We start from the raw sequence: 15,275 nt of genomic DNA on the forward strand, positions 1-15,275 counted from the left end.
GCGCGCCCGGCGGGCCACTCTCCCTCGCTCTGGGACGACCGGGACACCGCCGTACGTCGCCACTGCCGCCGTGCGAAGCGGCAGTCAGGAATTCCTGACCGCCGCCTGGCGTCCGGCTACTTGACGGGGTGCGGGTGGCCGAGGTGGGGGAAGGTGGGGAGCAGGTCGGTGTGCGGGGGGATGTGGTCGGAGGTGATCTTGCCGCCGGAGACCATCGTGAGGCGGGCGGAGGTCACATCGTCCACGAGCGTGCGGCCGTTGGGGTAGGCGGCGGGGCGGGAGCGGTCGTAGCGGAGGATGTCGGGGAGGACGAGCTTGAGGGTCTCGGTGGCGGCCACGGTGGTGTAGTCCCCGGTGTGCTGGAGGACGGCCGTCCAGGCTTCGCGGTAGGTGTCCCAGTCGTCGGCGGGCTCGCCGGCGTTGTACGTGTCCTTCACCTCCTCCGCGTTGAAGTACGCGGTGAGGGACGGGTGGGCGCCGCGGTCGACGGAGGTGAGCCGCCCGTTCTCACGGAGACTGACGCGGGCCCAGACGCCGATGGCGGGGTCCGGACCGAGGTCGGCATCGGGCACTTCGAGGGCGATGCCGAAGACGTTGACATCGGCCATGGCGTCCTTGCCGGTCCAGGTGAAGTTGTTGACGATGCCTTCGAGATCGGCGAAGAAGGGGTCGCTGCGGAGGCCGACGGAGAGCTTGCAGCCGTTCTTCTCGATGACGTCCGGCGCGTCACCGAACGCGACCGGCACATCGGCGAAAAGGACCTCCCCGGTCGCATCGTGCTGCTGAGCAGCGGCGCCGGTCGCGCGGTGGACGGTGACGGCCTGGCCACCGGTGTTGGGGTTGGAGAAGGTGAAGGAGTAGGCGACGTCCGCGCGGTTGTCGCCGTCGTTGTCGACGTTGAGCCGGTAGACGGCGTCCGGGTGGAACTCGGCTGCCTGGGTGGGGGCGTACGGGTTCACGTTCATGATGAGGACGGTGCGATGCGGCGCGTCGGACGCCGGAAACGCGAAGACGTCGGTCAGGTCGAGCCGGGCATCGCCCCGCGGAGAGCGGAGGTTGGGGCCGCTGAGGTGGTGGGACATGGCACTGTGGTAGCAGCACGACCCGGCCACCACCCCGACGACACCCGCCCGGAACCGGGCTGTCCGCCGATCGGATCAGAGCCCGGCGGCCGTCGAGCAGCCCTCAGCGCAACACCACCGCCACACCCGCTCCTCGAACCGCACACACTCCCCCGGACCCACCATTCCGCCGAACCCCCACACGCCCTACGCTTGACGCACGCCCACACGCACGTTCCCCGAGGGAACCGTACGATGACCGACCACCGCGACCACATCCAGGCGTCCCGCGCCCTCCTGACGAGAGCGAACCAGAGCCATCTCTCCCCGGAACGGGTCGTCGAAATGGCCGAGGTCGAGGCCTACCCCGCCCTAGCCGCCGCCATCGCAAGCCTCAAGGACTCCCCGGCCCCCGGCCCCACTCCCCCGGCCGACGCCCGATGATCCGCCACCTCATCGGCTGTCCGATCTTCCTCACCGGCCTGGGCCTGCTCGCCTACTCCCGTCACGTACCTGGCGCGAAGATGGCCGCCGGTGGGAGCGACTGGCACTGGGCCCTGCCCGGGGGCGTCATCGCCCTCACCGGCATGGTCATCATCGGCTGAGCGCGGCGAGTTCCACCAACAACGGACGCAACGCCTCCCCGGCCGCCGTCACCCGCTACGACGCCCGTACCGGAAACCCACGCAGGCGCTCGCGCGCCACCAACTCCCGCCCCCCAAGGCACGCAGGCGCTCCGCGAGCGCCTGCGTGCTGATCCCCGGCAGCCGCCCCCGCAACTCCCCGTACGCCGCGGGCCCGTACATCAACTCCCGCAGCACCAGCATCGTCCACCACCCCGCCACGGCCGCCAGCGTCAGCTCCGCTGGGCACCCAGCCTCCGGCCGCGCCGTCCAGCACCAGCTCGGCGTCCCGTTCCCTCCCGCGACTCTCCGCTTGGTGACCCACGCCGCGCCCGCCTTCACCACCCGATGACTCACCCCACCACCCTCACCACCGATCCCGCCAACACCCGGCCGTCTTCGCCGCCGCCTTCAACACCGGCGCACCCGCCCTCCTCGCCCAGGTCTACGAACCGGGCGCCGTCTTCGCCCCCCCGGCACCACCGTCACCGGCCCTATTGGGCGCCATTTCACCGCCGAGACGCCGAAAACACGCCACCCCGGTAACATTGCCTAAATTTCGCTTGACGATGGTCAATTCTTGTATCTGACCCTAGCGTTGGATCGGCGTTCGAAGCGGCTGGTTGGCTGGTCGATCACAGATCACAGGCGCACCGGGCTAGTCACCACACGCTCAAGGCGCCACATAGCCATGCCTCAGCTGCCCCATCGGAAGGAGATCCGATGGGGCAGCTGTCGGGGCCCACCGCCAACGCGCTGGGCTCACATAGCGGCTCTTGCTCGGCCCTAGTCCAGAGACTCGCAATACTGCTCGTATGTAGTTCCGGACATGTCCCGAAGGTCGAACTCCGAGAGAGGACCGAATGTCTTGGCCATCAGCGCCACGCCGCGCCCGACAGCACGCAGGAAGTCGCCACTCTCCTCCACTCTGCCTGCTGCGGCCACGAGCAGTTGCAGAGCTTCCCGCCTGCCCGAAGCAGACAGGCAGTCGGCAGCTGAAATCCGCTCACTTGGCTCTGCGTGCGCATCCAACAACAGTCTTGAGGCGGCTGTGTAGTCCACTGTCGCTAGCACCCCTTCATGACGTCGTTCAGGGAACTGGTGGTGTCGTGAGTGACTGGATTGGGCAACTTTACCGTGTAGTGGTACGGGTTTGTGCCGGTCTTCTCAACCGACATCCCTGCACTCAAGAGATCTTGAACAGTCACCGTTCGATAGTCTCCACTCTTGGCGAACTTCGGAGGCAGCCTTGACATCGTTGAGACACCGAACGGAAAGTCGTTGGAAGCCGCCCTTTCGGCGTCGGCTTGAAGTCGCGCCGTCGTCTCCGGACCGGAACCGAACCGGTAGAGCAGTAGGTTCGGATCTGGAGTCGCTTCACCGTCATTGTGGACCAGGACTGGCGTATTCCTGGCCAGCACATAGTACGTGTGGTAAGCAGCCCCCTGCTTGCTGCGTTTTCGCAGGTGAACAGCAATCTACCGGTCCGCTGGGGTCCGTGGAAGTACGTTGATGTCCGCCCCTGTTGTCAGCGTTGCCGTCAGAGGTCTACACCACTGGGGGTTTGGGGCGGGTGGCAGTGAGGGCGGTGGAGCGCGCTTTGGCCGGTGTCCTACCCGAGTCGGGGTCGGGCATGGCCAGGGGGCCGTACGCTGGCCCGGCGACGGGGCAGGTACCTGCCTGCCCGCCGTTCTGCCCCGTGGCCCTCTGGTCTTGCCCGACGCGGGCCCCGACCTGGGTAGGTGGGTAGGGCACGCTTCGCCGCCCGGCCCGCGCTGAGCACCGAGCCTCGCCATGGAGCGTTGGCCCTGGGCCACCCTGCCTACAGCGAGCCGCTGCCCCTCCCGGTCAGCGCCAATCCGGAGACGCGGCTCGGATGCTGGCCGTTCCCGGCTTCCCCGGCTGGCCCCATCGTTGGCCTGCCACCAGGCGATCACCGGGCCCTGCCCGGCCCTCCTCCGCCTTTGCGCGCGCAGGTGGCCGGGCCGTCGCGCGGTGGGGCGTAGACAGGAATCGCGGGGCGGCCCGCGCAAGCGGGCCGCCTTGAACTCGTAAGGAAAGTTTCGACGCACTCCACCACCGGGGCCGTGTCTTTCTGAACTGCTGAACCTACCTGCCCGCCAAGGCTGTTAACTGGACTGGCTGTGTCCGTGCTGGACTGTGGCACAGCCGATGGCCGAGAGACCCGCTCCCTAGTTCCGAGGCGGCAGCCTTGCGCGAGGGCGGAGGAGCCGGGTTCAGCTATCGGGCGCTCACTTCGCTGGCCACGATGATTCGGCCACCGGCCTTCCTGACGGAGCGGCTGACGCGGGCCTTCTCGTCGGGCAGGACGGAGAGCATCTCGCCGGTGGGGACGATGATGGTGTCGGCGTCGCCGTCGAGGAGCATTTGCAGGGCGTAGGTGAGTCCTCGGCGCTGGTCGGGTTCGGTGGCGCCCTCGTCGTCGTGGATCACACCCGCGAGGTGCAGGCCCGACTCGCGGGCGATCCGCTCGCACATCGCCTGCCGGGTGACGACGGGCTCGTCCTTGGCCGTGCACAGGTAGACGACGGCGGTGGGCTGCGCGGGCTTGGTCATCTCTTCGTCCCATCTCAGTTCGGCTCGGCTCGGGACCGTTGGTGATGCTGTGTCGGTCCGTGCCGTTCGTGCGGTTACTGAGATCGTCGGGCGTCGAGGTCGGGTCGCCCAGGAACGTGCCGGGTCAGTTCGCCCATCCTCCGGAGTGGATCTGGTACGTAGTGTCTCTGCCGGGCTGGTCAGAGCTCGACGGCGAGGAAGTCGGCGAGTTCGACGAGTTGTGGGGACAGGCCGCGCTTGCGTCGGGTGACGAGGGTGGTAGCGATGTCACGGGCGTATCGCTGGTAGCGCAGCCATTCGGGGGCGGCCTGCTTGATGCCGAGCAGGATGTCGGTGGCCGGCGCGTAGTCCCGTTGTTCGGTGTGGGCGGCGGCGAGGTCGAGCAGGTGGCGGTTGCGGTTGTTGGAGGTGGAGCGTGCGGGTGCGGTGACTTGTCCGGAGAGCCGGAGGGCCTTGCCGTACTCGCGCAGGACCATGGCGTTCTCGACCTCCTTCATGGCCACCGTGTTGGGGCCGAAGGTCGTCCAGTACTCGTGGTAGTCGATCACGTCCCGGCCGACCAGGACGGCGGCGGCCTTGGCCTGCCGAATCATCTCGTCCGCCTCCGGAGTGCGGTTGTTGCGCACGGCGGCGGCCGAGCCCCGCAGCAGCAGCCAGCCCCAGGTGCCGAGGTGGCTGGCGGTGGAGTGCCGGAAGGACGGCTCGATGGCGTCCGCCGTGGCGACGGCTACCTCTTCGGCCTCGTCGAAGCGGCGCTGCCGCAGCAGCAGCCAGCACAGCGAGACCACCGCGGACGCCCCGAGAACCTGGTTCCCGCTCCGTTCGGCCAGGTCGATGGCCCGGTTCAGCGCCTGGTAGGCGAGGTCGTCGTGCCGCAGGTGGATCAGCGTGGAGCCCGCCAGTTGGTGAGCCTGCGCCTGCAATTCGAGTGCCGCCAACCGGGCTTCTCCTTCTGCCAGTTCGGCGACCTGGGCGGCCTCGGTCAGAACGCTCGGCAGTGCTCCGAGTGTGGCCGCGTAGTCGTCCCCCTGATAGAGGCGGTTGCCTTCACGCACCGACGCGCGGACCCCGGTGATGGTCGGGGCGTCGTGAGCATCATCAGCATGGGCAACCCGGCCCAGCCCTCTAGCCGGTGTGATCACCCGACGGATCGCCAGAATCCCGGCCGGGTCGACCGCCGGGGCGACCGGAGCTTCGATCGGACCAGTCTGCATCAGATCCGTTGTCTTCACACCCAACGCCTGGGCGAGCTGGCGCAACGTGCCCATGCGGGCGCTCTCGCGGTCGTTGCGCTCCAGCTTCCGGATGGTCGCCACCGACACCCCGGACGCCTCCGCGAGCTGCTCCTGTGTCATGCCCCGGCGTCGGCGCAAGCGCCCGATCCGGTCCCCGATGCTCTCCGCCATGGCCACCCCCGCACCTGCGACTTCGTTCCTCGCCAACGGTACGCCGCCCGCCAAGACCCCGGTGTGAACAGCGGGCGACCGTAACCGACCGGGTGATCCCGCTCGCTGGGCTCAGCCGGGCTTCCGCGCGGTGCTCCTCTTCGGCTTGGCGCTGGCCTCCAGGGCTTCGATGCGCTCACGCATCTCCTCGATCTGCTCCAGCGCATCCTCCAAAACGTCGGCCACTTGCTGCACACGCTGGCGCGTCATCAGCTCCTCCGGAGCCGGGCCGCTGCAGGTCTCCAGCGCGCCCGGGACCGCCGAGAGCTGGCCGACGGCCACGGCCTCCACGACCGTCATGCCGCCCGTCTCGGTCGGGAAGCCGCGCCGGATACGCGTGCCCTGGCCCTCGACCAGCCGGAGGACCAGCGCGTCGTGGGCGGCTTGCTCGTCGATGCCGAGCATGTCGGCGACCTGCTGATCGGTGAGCTCGGTTCCTCGCAGCCACCAGCGGCCACCGCCTCCACCCGCTGTTCGAACTTGCCCTGCACACCGGGCTCCGCAAGGGCGAGCTCCTTGGCCTGCGCTGGGAAGACCTCGACCTGGCCGGCGGAACCGCCAGCATCCGCCGCACCCTTCAGCGCACCAACTCCAGCAGCTTGACCGCCCTGCCGACCAAGACCCAGAGCTCAGAGCGGCGCAGCGCGCCCACGCCGTGCCCGCGCTCCCTCCAGCGGCACCGCGACCAGCAGCGCCAGGAACGCGAAGCGGCGGGAGCGGACTGGCAGCACAGCGGCTACGTCTTCACTCGGCCCAACGGAGCCCCGATCGAGGGAGCCACGCTCACCCGACACTTCAACACCCTGCTTCGCCAGGCCAGGCTCCGCCGCATCCGCTTCCATGATCTTCGGCATTCGGCAGCGACCCTGCTTCTGGAGCACGGCGTCGAACTCGTCGTCATCAAGGAACTTCTCGGCCACGCCCACGTCGGCGTCACGGCCACGGTGTACGCCCACGTCCGACGACGCCTCCAGCGCCAGGCCATCGACACCCTCGGCAACGCCCTTCGCCGGCCCACAGACGACACCGCAGAGCCCGACGACGGCGACGATCCGCCACTTTGTGCAGCACCCGTCCGCCGACGTTGCCGTCAACCGTTGCCGTGAAGGCACCCAAAAGCCCTCCCCAGATTCGTTCTGGCGAGGGCTTCTGACTGGTAAACGGTCGATCCCTTATTCGGATCTTCTTTTAGATCTCCAGCGCCGATCGCAGGTCAAGCCAAATCTGGATGTCCCTGGAGAGCTGCTCGTCAACAATGTGATCAGCAATCCATACAAGAGACGATAAAACCCGCTCGACTTCCTGCAGTAGCCTGACCTCTTCGCTGGGCTGATGGAGGCTTTCAGAGATGTCCTCGCCAGGCACGTAGAACCGATCCTCGCCTTGCTGGAGATCATTGCGGCGACGGGATGCTGCCGCTAGCAACTCCTCCCGCGAAAGAGGAAGACGCCGCAGTGCCAGCCGCGCCGCGCCATCCGGCGTCACAACCTCCGGCAAGCGATCAATGGGGGCTCGGAATCGCAACGCTAGCGCTGCCAGCCGCACCGTCCAGTAAGCGGAGTAGCACGGACTCATTCCCCCTTCGTCGAGGGCGAGTTCCACTAAAGACACCGCAAACTCAAGACCCTCTCGGCGCTGATCATCCGGTAGCTCCCGTACAGGGCTCACACCCGTCTCGGCAGACTCCACCATGGCTAGCCACCATTGAGGCGACGCGCCTTCCGGGAACCGTCCACGCACCCACGACCGCCGCTCATCGTGAGAGAGCTGCCAGAGCTCGCGGTACTCCTGCTCGGTTCGTGTCACGGGGCCCTCCCGCCGTAGTCCTTGATGGCCGACAAGGGTACCCGAATCCCTGCCTGCTCGAATGCACTAACGCCCTGCTGCAAAAATTGCGCCGCGCATTCAGGGCACGGAGTGTAGTGGCCAGTCATGTTGTCAATTGATGAGACAACGCCGCGACTTGTGATTGTGACCTGACCTGCACCGATGACAGAATCCCCACCGGTCATTACCGTGTGATGGATTCCAGGTGCGTCCGGAATTATGTGCAAGGTGCCGTTCCCTCCGACCGCCCACAAGAAGCGGCCGCCACCGCTGGCGGCCTGGGCAAACTCTGGAGTTCCCGCCGTCATGGGAGTTACTCCCGCAAAGTCAGCCTCCATCATCTCAAGGGCCAGATCGCCTGGCTTGTTATTCGCGACCGGCCCGCAAGTGCTGTTATGCACGAGTACCGGCGTGGTCCCGGCGAGTACATAGTACGTGTGCTACGCGACCCCTCTCCACCTGCTTTTTCGCAGGTCAACGGTGGTTTGACGGTCCGTCGGTGTCCGTGGATGTGCGCCGAAGTCCGTGGTTGTTGCCGTCGCTACTGCGTCAGAGGTGTAGACCAGTGCTGCTGTCGTCGGCCGCGCGCGATCCTACTGCCAAGCTCCGGGCTCGGCGCGGACGACGGTGCGCATGGTTTGCTCGTACGACTGGTGACCAGTCTGCGCGCAGTGTCCGGCGATCCAGCGCGTCAGCTCCTCGGGGGTGTGCAGCTCGCCTGACGCGGCAGCGCAGTCCCGTTCTTCGCCGGTGACGCATAGGGCTTCGAAGGTCGGCAGAGCCAAGGGGTCGGTCACGGTGGTCACGTGGTAGCTGCGGAAGCGGTAGCGGCTGGTCTTGCCCATCAGCTTTCCCCGTCCTGCACCTGCGGCGCCGGGATGCGCTGCCCGCGTGAGTCCGCGACCCTGAGCGCATCCGACAGGGCCTCGGTCAGCCGGCAGGCCAGCCACCGATACTCGACGCTCGACGGCACCCGCTCTCCCGGGTCCAAGACACTCCGGGCGTACTCCAACAGTTCCTCGCCCATGCTGAGCTGCATCGTCTCGATGCCGTCGGCGAGCGTCGAGAGGCAGCCCTGACCGTTGGTGCTCAGGTAGCAGAGGCGACCGTCCGAGGCGGTCCACGGAAGCAGCCGCAGCCCGTCGATCGTGCGCTCCGCGTGACTGCCCTTCTGGTTCGTCGGCGCCTGCTCGTGGTCGGTCTTGCGGTGGCTGTCCTGCATCGCCCGCACATCGGCCAGCCGGGACCGGTCACGGCTGCGCACGGCTGCACGCGCCCGCCTGCGGAGCCTGACGCACTCCGCGCATGCGGAGCCGGGGCGCTCCCGCCGCTGTGTCGCCTCCTGGGCCATGCTGTTTTCCCTTCCTTGGCCAGATCTCTTGATCAGGATCCCGTTGGCGTGAACCTTGCGGAGTAGCCAGCGTGTCTGCCTCTGTGTCTGCCAAGCTGACTTGGTGCGGGAGACGGTCGGGGAACTGGTCAGGCGACTGCGTTTGACGCGCGGTTGGAGTCAGCGGCGGCTGGCCGAGGCGCTGGCCGATGCTGCTCCCGGGCGGGTTCCTCCGACGCGAAACGACGTGTCCCGATGGGAGATCGGCACTCGCTCCCCCCGGGAGTGGCTGCCCTTCCTCGCGCGAGTGTTGGAGGTTCCCCGCGAACTGCTGGAGGCTGCGAAGGCTGTCCAGTTCCCGGAGTCCGTGCCGCGTGCGCTGACCGTCGCCGACTTCCTGCCCGAGAGCGACCCGCTGTCCGCGCTGACGGCGCGAACTGGTCGTCGGATCGGTGCCGGGCAGGTTACCGACCTGGTCCACCGGGTGCACGGCCTGCGGCTGGCCGACGATGTGGTGTACGGGAAGGACCTGATCGCCCCGGCCCTGCGGGAACTGCGGGCGGCGGTCACGCTCTACCGCGAGGGCACCCACACCGACCAGGTGGGCCGCGAACTGCTACGGGCGATTGGCGAGTTGGCGCAGATCGCCGGTTGGGTCGCCTCCGACGCGGGCGAGCACGCCGAGGCGGAGCGGATCTACCGGCTCGGGATCAGTGCCGCCCGTGCCGCCGGGGACGGGGTGCTGTCGGGGAACGTGGCGGGTTCGCTGGCCTACCAGTGGAGCAACACCGGACGCCCCCGCGACGCGGTGGACCTGGCTACCGCCGCAGTGGAGGAGGCTGGTCCCGATGCTCCGGCGAAGGCCCGCGCGCTGTACCTGGATCGGGTGGCCTGGGCGCACACTCGCGCCGGCCAGGACCGCCCTGCGATGAATGCCCTTGGGGAAGCCGGCGAGGCCCTGGCCAAGGACTCGGCCGGCGTCGAGTCACCGTCGTACCTGTACTGGATGGACGCCGGGGAACTGCAGGTCATGGAGGCCCGCGTCTACACCGAGCTGCACCGGCCACTGCGTGCCGTACCGCTGCTGACGGACGTCCTGAGTCGTTACGACGCCAGTCACGCGAGGGAGTTGGCACTGTACCTTTCCTGGCTGGCCGTGGCCTACGCCGACGCGAACGAGCCCGAGGCCGCAGCCGGGACCGCTGGCCGGATGCTCTCCCTGGGGCAGAGCGGCAGCGAACGTACCACCGAGCGCGCACGGATCGTGCTGGACCGGTTGCGAGCGTTCCGGGACGTTCCCGAAGTCGCCGAGCTGCTGGTGTCCTGACCGTCCCGATCGGGCGGGGGCGAGTTCGGATCTGCTGCTTGCGGGCGACTCGGCACTCGGCGGGCTTGCGCACGGTCTGCGGGTCGGCGAAGAGCCTGCGCTGCGGAGCCGGGGCGGCGTCGGACACTGCCCACGGCCGGGCCTGGCGGTGGAAACGGAGGGTCGGACCCCTGGCCGACCCTATGCCCGCGATCCGACCGTAGGACGGTCGCAGGCGACAACTTGCTCCGCAAGGCGCAAGGAGTCCTTACCCCATAACTTGCTCCGACCTGGTCGGTGCTGGGGTAAGCAGCGCTTACCGCACAACTTGCTCCCATCGGGCACCGGTCGAACCCGCCCACGATGCGACTGACCGCTGACCTCCGGCATCCGCGAGGGCCTCGGGTGCTGGTCCGGTCTGGGTCGGTCGGCGATGTCGGGCCAGCTCCAACGGGCGGAGCCCGCCTTGAACCTCGTAGAGAAAATCTGGACGCACAGCTCCCTGGCCGTCCAGGGGCCGACGGGTCAGCGGCCTCGCTCGGTGCCGCCCGCTTCCAGAGCTTCGACGCGGGCACGCAGGGCGGTGAGCTGTTCGAGCGTCTCGGCCAGTGCCAGCTCCAATGCCTCGACGCGCGCCGCCGTCCCGCCGACGGGCGCGTTCCCCGCCTCCCCGTCACCTGAGTCACCGTCGGCGTCGGGGTGGGCGACGAAGGCTCCCTTGCCGGGGCGGGAGATCGCGTAGCCGTCCTGCTTCAGCAGTGCCATGGCCTTCTGCACGGACAGGCTGGAGGCCCCGTACTCCGCCATCAACACGGCCTGCGTCGGCAGCGCGTCCCCCGGCTTCAGCCCACCGGAGCGGATCCGCTCCCGCAGGGCCTCGGCGATGACCTCGAACGTCAGCAGCACCGTGCCACCCCCCGGTCCACGCCCCCGCCGCCCCACCGTCACCGCAGGTCACCCCGCCTTCTCTGCGCCACTACCACCGAAACCCGGCCCGTCCAAACCGGAAAACAGGGCCACAGTACCCGCATCCCAACCACCCACCGAAACAGATGAGGAGGGATGCACTTGAATGCGCCCTTGAAGCGATGCTACCTTCACGCACCGCCGGTGATCACCATCGCTGACCAGGTCAGACGCCCCCGGCCCACCACCCACGCGCACGGTTCCCTCGCACGCCGACCACTCGGGTCGCCCCTCAGTCACCTCTCCTCTTCTCTCACCCCCTGCCGGAGGTCTGTCCCCCATGCCCGCGCAGCTCCAACTCCTGGCCCCCGCACCCACGTCCGCTCCCGCAAGCGGGGCATTCGCCGCACCGGCGGACGCGGGGAGCGCCAACGTGTCCGCGAACAGGGACTCGGCGCTGGAACGCCGGGCGCGACTGACCGCCAGGCTGGCCAAGCTCGCCGCCGCCGGACACCTCGCATCCCTGGCCCGGCAGATCGGCTCCCTCGGCGGCTGCGCCCGCCCGATCCGGATGACCGGACACCGCACCCGCCTGGACACTGCCACCGGCCAGATCCTCGACCACCTCGACACCCGCCACCTGCCCGCCGGCGAACTCCTGGTGCGCTGCGGCAACCGCCGCACCACCCGCTGCCCGGCCTGCTCCACCCTCTACCGCTACGACACCTACCAGCTCATCGCCGCCGGACTACGCGGCGGCAAGACCGTCCCGGTCAGCGTCGCCACCCACCCCCGCGTCTTCGCCACCCTCACCGCCCCCGGCTTCGGCCCCGTCCACAACCAACCCGGCACCGCCCCCTGCACCTGCGGCACCCGCCACCCCGACGGCGACCCGCTCCTCGGCACGCCGCTGACCCCGCAGCGGTACGACTACACCGGCGCGGTCCTGTGGAACGCCCACGCTCCCGCCCTGTGGGCTCGCTTCACCACCCACCTGCGCCGAGAGATCGCCAACGCCGCCGGACTGACCCAGCGCACCCTGCGCCACCACGCCACGCTCTCCTACGCCAAGGTCGCCGAGTACCAAAAGCGCGGCCAGATCCACTTCCACACCGTCATCCGCCTCGACGGACCCACCGGCCCCGCCAGCACCCCTCCCGCCTGGGCCACCACCGAACTCCTTGATCACGCCGTCCGCGCCGCTGCCAAGCGCACCCGCGTCCAGCACCAACACCTCTCCGGGGCTGGGGAGGCCGACCGGGCACAGCCGCCGGAGCCCTCGGTGTTCCGGTTCGGGCGGCAGATCGATGTCCGCGCGATCCGCAGTACCGACTTCACCGGCGACGGCCCAGTCACCGACCGGCACGTCGCCGCCTACATCGCCAAGTACGCCACCAAGGGAGCCGAGACCACCACCGGCACCCTCGACCGCCGACTGCGCTTCCTGGCCGAACTCGCCCAGTACGACCTCGCCGACCACGCCCGCCGCATGATCCACACCGCCTGGCACCTCGGCGCACGCCCTGAGCACGCCCACCTCCGCCTGCGCCAGTGGGCCCACATGCTCGGCTTCCGAGGCCACTTCTCCACCCGCACCCGCCGCTACTCCACCACCCTCACCCACCTCCGAGCCGAACGCACCACCTGGCGCACCCGTCAAGACGACGCCTCCTCTGCCTCGACGCCGCTCGACCCGGCCCTGGTCGGCCGACACGCCGGTCAGGAACCGACTGGTGAGGGCCAGCCGGTCACTGACCGGCACAGTGACCGCGATGACCGCGCTGACCTGACCGCCGGTCACACCGACCCCGGTCCCGGTCACCGCGCCGGTCACCGAGCGAAGGACGGGCGATCCGGCGGCGCGGACACGACTCTGGTGATCTCGCGCTGGCAGTACGCGGGAACCGGCCTCCTGCCCGAACTCGCCCACCTCACTGACCTCCTGGCCACCACACCGCGCCCTCGACCCGAGCACCCGAGCCGCCCCCGGCATGCGCGGCGCCCCGGTGACCGAGCCGGTCACTCCACCGGCCCGGTCACCGCCACTGTCCAGGCGGAGGCGGTCGCGTGACCGTCGACGCCGAACTCCTCACCGTTCCCGAGGTCATGGCGCGCCTGAAGATCAGCCGCTCCACCGTCTACGACCTCATCCGCACCCGGCGACTGGCCTCGATCACCATCGGCCGCGCCCGCCGCATCCCCACCCACGCCCTGACCGCCCTCGTCCACCATCAACTCGCAGAGGCAGCCTGATGACCACCACCCCCGACACCAACCCCGCCCCCGCCGGTTCGCGCAGGGTCCGCGCCAATGGCGACGGCACCGTCTACCAGCGCAAGGACGGCCGCTGGGAAGCCGCCGGCTACGTCCTGGCCGTCGGCGACACCCGCAAGCGCGTCCGTGTCTACGGCACCACCCGCAAGGACGCCCTCGCCAAGCTCACCGAGAAGATCGCCACCAGCAACCGCGGAGTCCCCGCCCCCTCTGCACAGGGCAGCGTCGCAGCATTCCTCACCTACTGGCTGGAGACCGTCGCCGTCCATCGCCTCCGCGAGAACACCCACACCCGCTACACCGCCTGCACCCGCCTCTACCTCATCCCCGGCCTCGGCAAGAAGAAGCTCTCCAAGCTCACCGCCAAGGACGTCCGCACCTGGCTCGACCAACTCCGCACCACCTGCCAGTGCTGCGCACGTGGCCTCGACACCGCCCGCGACCAGCCCCAGTGCTGCGCCGCCGGCAAGTGCTGCTCCAAGCGGCTCTCCCCGCTGACCCTCGCCTACGTCCACTCCGTGCTCAAATCCGCGCTGGAGCACGCCGTCCGGGAGGAGGAGATTCCTCGCAACGTCGCCCGCAACGTGCGCATGGGCACACCCCGCCCCCGCCGCTTCGAGCCGCTGACCGTCGACGAGGCCCGCGACCTCCTCACCGCTGTGCGCGGTCACCGGCTTCAGGCCCTCTTCGAGCTCGCCCTGCGCACTGGCCTGCGCAAGGGCGAACTCCTCGGCCTGCGCTGGGAAGACCTCGACCTGATCGGCGGCACCGCCAGCATCCGCCGAACCCTCCAGCGCACCAACAGTGGTGGTCTCACCGCCCTGCCCACCAAGACGCAGAGCTCAGAGCGTCGCATCGCCCTGCCCACCGAATGCCTGCACTCGCTGCGGGACCATCGCGACCGACAGGCCCAGGAGCGCGAAGCGGCAGGCGAAGGCTGGTCGGACAGCTGCTACGTCTTCACCGCCCCGGGCGGCGGCCCGATCGAAGGGGCCACCCTCACCCGGCACTTCAACACCCTGCTCCGCCGGGCAACGCTTCGCCGTATCCGCTTCCACGACCTCAGGCACACGGCGGCGACCCTCCTCCTGGAACAGGGCGTCGAACTCGTCGTGATCAAGGAGCTTCTCGGACACGCCCACATCGGCGTCACCGCCACCGTGTACGCCCACGTCCGGCTCCGCCTCCAACGAGACTCCATCGACCTCCTCGGCCAGGCCCTCCGCGACGCCATCGACCCCGCCACCGAGCGGGACGACGGCGACGAACCGCCAGTTTGTGCAGCACCCGTCCGCTGACGTTGCCGTCAACTACTGCCGTCAGACACCCAGGGGCCCGCCGGGAACAAGCCCGGCGGGCCCTCCGAATTTAAACCCGGCCTCATTACTCTCAGCCTTGCAAGGCAAGCTCCATCAGGACCGCCGGGTATTGCCGGAAGCGTTTGCCTCCCCAGGCCAGCCGGTACGGAGGAAGGTGACTTCGCTACTCACGCGGGCGGCCCACCTCGAGGAATTTCCGATAAACGAGGTGTAGTAGCCATGAGGCCCCGCCGGATGACCATCACCCGGCGGGGCTCTCCATACCCGCTCGCGAATAGAGGCGGCGAGACCCCGGCCGGCCAGGATCTCGCCGTCAATGAAAGCTAGGTTGCCTTGAAGTACGGAAGCCCTCGCTCCGCTCGAGCTGACATCTCCTCGTACGACGCGACCATCAAAGCGACTTGCTCCACCAGCTCACGCATGGGATAGGAGACCTCCTCCGCATCCCCACTCTCGATGGCCCTGGAGAGCTCTTCCACTGTCTCCTGCAGGCACTTCAGAGAATCGCCCTGGATCGACAACGCCGGGTACTTCCTGTCTGGCAGCTGCACGAGAGCGAGGTTTCCAGCGCTTCCCAACAGCTGCGCAGTCTGATCCGCCATAACTC

Annotated in this window: 17 protein-coding genes and 1 pseudogene; 8 read left to right on the forward strand and 10 right to left on the reverse strand. The window is 68.8% G+C overall.

Features of this window, described 5'->3' with window-relative positions; translation table 11 throughout:
- Positions 1 to 116: 116 nt before the first annotated feature.
- The gene (locus KV557_RS09500) at positions 117 to 1,082 is read right to left on the reverse strand and encodes a DUF4331 family protein (RefSeq protein ID WP_218199328.1); all 966 of its coding nucleotides are present in this window, start codon (positions 1,080 to 1,082) and stop codon (positions 117 to 119) included.
- A gap of 234 nt (positions 1,083 to 1,316) precedes the next feature.
- Between KV557_RS09500 and KV557_RS09505 the strand changes: the two genes are divergently transcribed.
- Both KV557_RS09505 and KV557_RS09510 read left to right on the forward strand, forming a co-directional pair.
- Complete coding sequence (locus tag KV557_RS09505) at positions 1,317 to 1,505, forward strand: hypothetical protein (RefSeq protein ID WP_218199329.1); 189 nt, start codon at positions 1,317 to 1,319, stop codon at positions 1,503 to 1,505.
- Entirely contained in the window at positions 1,502 to 1,666 is a 165-nt protein-coding gene (locus KV557_RS09510) for a hypothetical protein (protein WP_218199330.1), read from the forward strand. The genes KV557_RS09505 and KV557_RS09510 overlap by 4 nt, the downstream gene beginning before the upstream one ends.
- Before the next feature lie 48 nt (positions 1,667 to 1,714).
- On the opposite strand, the gene KV557_RS09515 is transcribed toward KV557_RS09510, so the two are convergent.
- On the reverse strand, positions 1,715 to 1,888 hold the full coding sequence (locus KV557_RS09515) for a winged helix-turn-helix transcriptional regulator (protein WP_308129831.1): 174 nt from the start codon (positions 1,886 to 1,888) through the stop codon (positions 1,715 to 1,717).
- Here KV557_RS09515 and KV557_RS09520 point away from each other — a divergent pair.
- A complete protein-coding gene (locus tag KV557_RS09520) occupies positions 1,812 to 2,036 on the forward strand; it encodes a hypothetical protein (RefSeq protein ID WP_218199405.1) in 225 nt (74 codons plus the stop codon). The two genes, KV557_RS09515 and KV557_RS09520, sit on opposite strands and share 77 nt — an antisense overlap.
- 1,889 nt (positions 2,037 to 3,925) lie before the next feature.
- Here the strand turns inward: KV557_RS09520 and KV557_RS09525 are convergent.
- From KV557_RS09525 to KV557_RS09535, 3 genes are all read right to left on the reverse strand, one after another.
- Positions 3,926 to 4,261, reverse strand: a complete 336-nt coding sequence (locus KV557_RS09525; protein WP_218199331.1) for a hypothetical protein — start codon at positions 4,259 to 4,261, stop codon at positions 3,926 to 3,928.
- Positions 4,262 to 4,440: 179 nt separating this feature from the next.
- Complete coding sequence (locus tag KV557_RS09530; protein WP_218199332.1) at positions 4,441 to 5,667, reverse strand: helix-turn-helix domain-containing protein; 1,227 nt, start codon at positions 5,665 to 5,667, stop codon at positions 4,441 to 4,443.
- 111 nt (positions 5,668 to 5,778) lie between these two features.
- A complete protein-coding gene (locus KV557_RS09535) occupies positions 5,779 to 6,111 on the reverse strand; it encodes a hypothetical protein (protein ID WP_218199333.1) in 333 nt (110 codons plus the stop codon).
- Positions 6,112 to 6,137: 26 nt separating this feature from the next.
- Here KV557_RS09535 and KV557_RS09540 point away from each other — a divergent pair.
- Positions 6,138 to 6,812, forward strand: a pseudogene (locus KV557_RS09540) (site-specific integrase); the annotation flags it as partial.
- An 82-nt stretch (positions 6,813 to 6,894) separates the two neighbouring features.
- On the opposite strand, the gene KV557_RS09545 reads toward KV557_RS09540, so the two are convergent.
- The 3 genes from KV557_RS09545 to KV557_RS09555 all read right to left on the reverse strand — a co-directional run bounded on the left by KV557_RS09545 (position 6,895) and on the right by KV557_RS09555 (position 8,797).
- Entirely contained in the window at positions 6,895 to 7,512 is a 618-nt protein-coding gene (locus tag KV557_RS09545) for a hypothetical protein (RefSeq protein WP_218199334.1), read from the reverse strand.
- A gap of 614 nt (positions 7,513 to 8,126) precedes the next feature.
- Complete coding sequence (locus tag KV557_RS09550; protein WP_218199335.1) at positions 8,127 to 8,378, reverse strand: DUF7848 domain-containing protein; 252 nt, start codon at positions 8,376 to 8,378, stop codon at positions 8,127 to 8,129.
- Positions 8,378 to 8,797 (reverse strand): hypothetical protein, encoded by a 420-nt coding sequence (locus tag KV557_RS09555; protein WP_308129823.1) that lies wholly within the window; start codon positions 8,795 to 8,797, stop codon positions 8,378 to 8,380. The genes KV557_RS09550 and KV557_RS09555 overlap by 1 nt, the downstream gene beginning before the upstream one ends.
- Positions 8,798 to 9,170: 373 nt before the next feature.
- On the opposite strand from KV557_RS09555, the gene KV557_RS09560 reads away from it, so the two are divergent.
- Entirely contained in the window at positions 9,171 to 10,190 is a 1,020-nt protein-coding gene (locus tag KV557_RS09560; protein ID WP_308129824.1) for a transcriptional regulator, read from the forward strand.
- Between the two features lie 504 nt (positions 10,191 to 10,694).
- Here KV557_RS09560 and KV557_RS09565 read toward each other — a convergent pair.
- The gene (locus KV557_RS09565; RefSeq protein ID WP_218199337.1) at positions 10,695 to 11,075 is read right to left on the reverse strand and encodes a winged helix-turn-helix domain-containing protein; all 381 of its coding nucleotides are present in this window, start codon (positions 11,073 to 11,075) and stop codon (positions 10,695 to 10,697) included.
- Between the two features lie 340 nt (positions 11,076 to 11,415).
- On the opposite strand from KV557_RS09565, the gene KV557_RS09570 reads away from it, so the two are divergent.
- Genes KV557_RS09570 through KV557_RS09580 form a run of 3 tightly spaced genes read left to right on the forward strand, consistent with a single transcriptional unit; the run spans position 11,416 to position 14,647 of the window.
- A complete protein-coding gene (locus tag KV557_RS09570; RefSeq protein WP_218199338.1) occupies positions 11,416 to 13,146 on the forward strand; it encodes a replication initiator in 1,731 nt (576 codons plus the stop codon).
- Complete coding sequence (locus tag KV557_RS09575) at positions 13,143 to 13,328, forward strand: helix-turn-helix domain-containing protein (RefSeq protein ID WP_218199339.1); 186 nt, start codon at positions 13,143 to 13,145, stop codon at positions 13,326 to 13,328. Before KV557_RS09570 ends, KV557_RS09575 begins: the two co-directional genes overlap by 4 nt.
- A complete protein-coding gene (locus KV557_RS09580) occupies positions 13,328 to 14,647 on the forward strand; it encodes a tyrosine-type recombinase/integrase (RefSeq protein ID WP_218199340.1) in 1,320 nt (439 codons plus the stop codon). Before KV557_RS09575 ends, KV557_RS09580 begins: the two co-directional genes overlap by 1 nt.
- A 344-nt stretch (positions 14,648 to 14,991) precedes the next feature.
- Here the strand turns inward: KV557_RS09580 and KV557_RS09585 are convergent, their stop codons facing one another.
- A complete protein-coding gene (locus KV557_RS09585; protein ID WP_374106608.1) occupies positions 14,992 to 15,270 on the reverse strand; it encodes a DUF6959 family protein in 279 nt (92 codons plus the stop codon).
- Positions 15,271 to 15,275 lie beyond the last annotated feature (5 nt).

Source organism: Kitasatospora aureofaciens, from assembly GCF_019192735.1.
In the GTDB taxonomy this organism is placed as follows: Bacteria; Actinomycetota; Actinomycetes; order Streptomycetales; family Streptomycetaceae; genus Kitasatospora; species Kitasatospora aureofaciens_A.

Bases quoted from the DNA above. Each gene is read 5' to 3' on its own strand.
- KV557_RS09500 (WP_218199328.1), bottom strand. From the start codon at position 1,082: ATGTCCCACCACCTCAGCGGCCCCAACCTCCGCTCTCCGCGGGGCGAT.
- KV557_RS09505 (WP_218199329.1), top strand. From the start codon at position 1,317: ATGACCGACCACCGCGACCACATCCAGGCGTCCCGCGCCCTCCTGACG.
- KV557_RS09510 (WP_218199330.1), top strand. From the start codon at position 1,502: ATGATCCGCCACCTCATCGGCTGTCCGATCTTCCTCACCGGCCTGGGC.
- KV557_RS09515 (WP_308129831.1), bottom strand. From the start codon at position 1,888: ATGCTGGTGCTGCGGGAGTTGATGTACGGGCCCGCGGCGTACGGGGAG.
- KV557_RS09525 (WP_218199331.1), bottom strand. From the start codon at position 4,261: ATGACCAAGCCCGCGCAGCCCACCGCCGTCGTCTACCTGTGCACGGCC.
- KV557_RS09530 (WP_218199332.1), bottom strand. From the start codon at position 5,667: ATGGCGGAGAGCATCGGGGACCGGATCGGGCGCTTGCGCCGACGCCGG.
- KV557_RS09535 (WP_218199333.1), bottom strand. From the start codon at position 6,111: ATGCTCGGCATCGACGAGCAAGCCGCCCACGACGCGCTGGTCCTCCGG.
- KV557_RS09550 (WP_218199335.1), bottom strand. From the start codon at position 8,378: ATGGGCAAGACCAGCCGCTACCGCTTCCGCAGCTACCACGTGACCACC.
- KV557_RS09570 (WP_218199338.1), top strand. From the start codon at position 11,416: ATGCCCGCGCAGCTCCAACTCCTGGCCCCCGCACCCACGTCCGCTCCC.
- KV557_RS09580 (WP_218199340.1), top strand. From the start codon at position 13,328: ATGACCACCACCCCCGACACCAACCCCGCCCCCGCCGGTTCGCGCAGG.
- KV557_RS09585 (WP_374106608.1), bottom strand. From the start codon at position 15,270: ATGGCGGATCAGACTGCGCAGCTGTTGGGAAGCGCTGGAAACCTCGCT.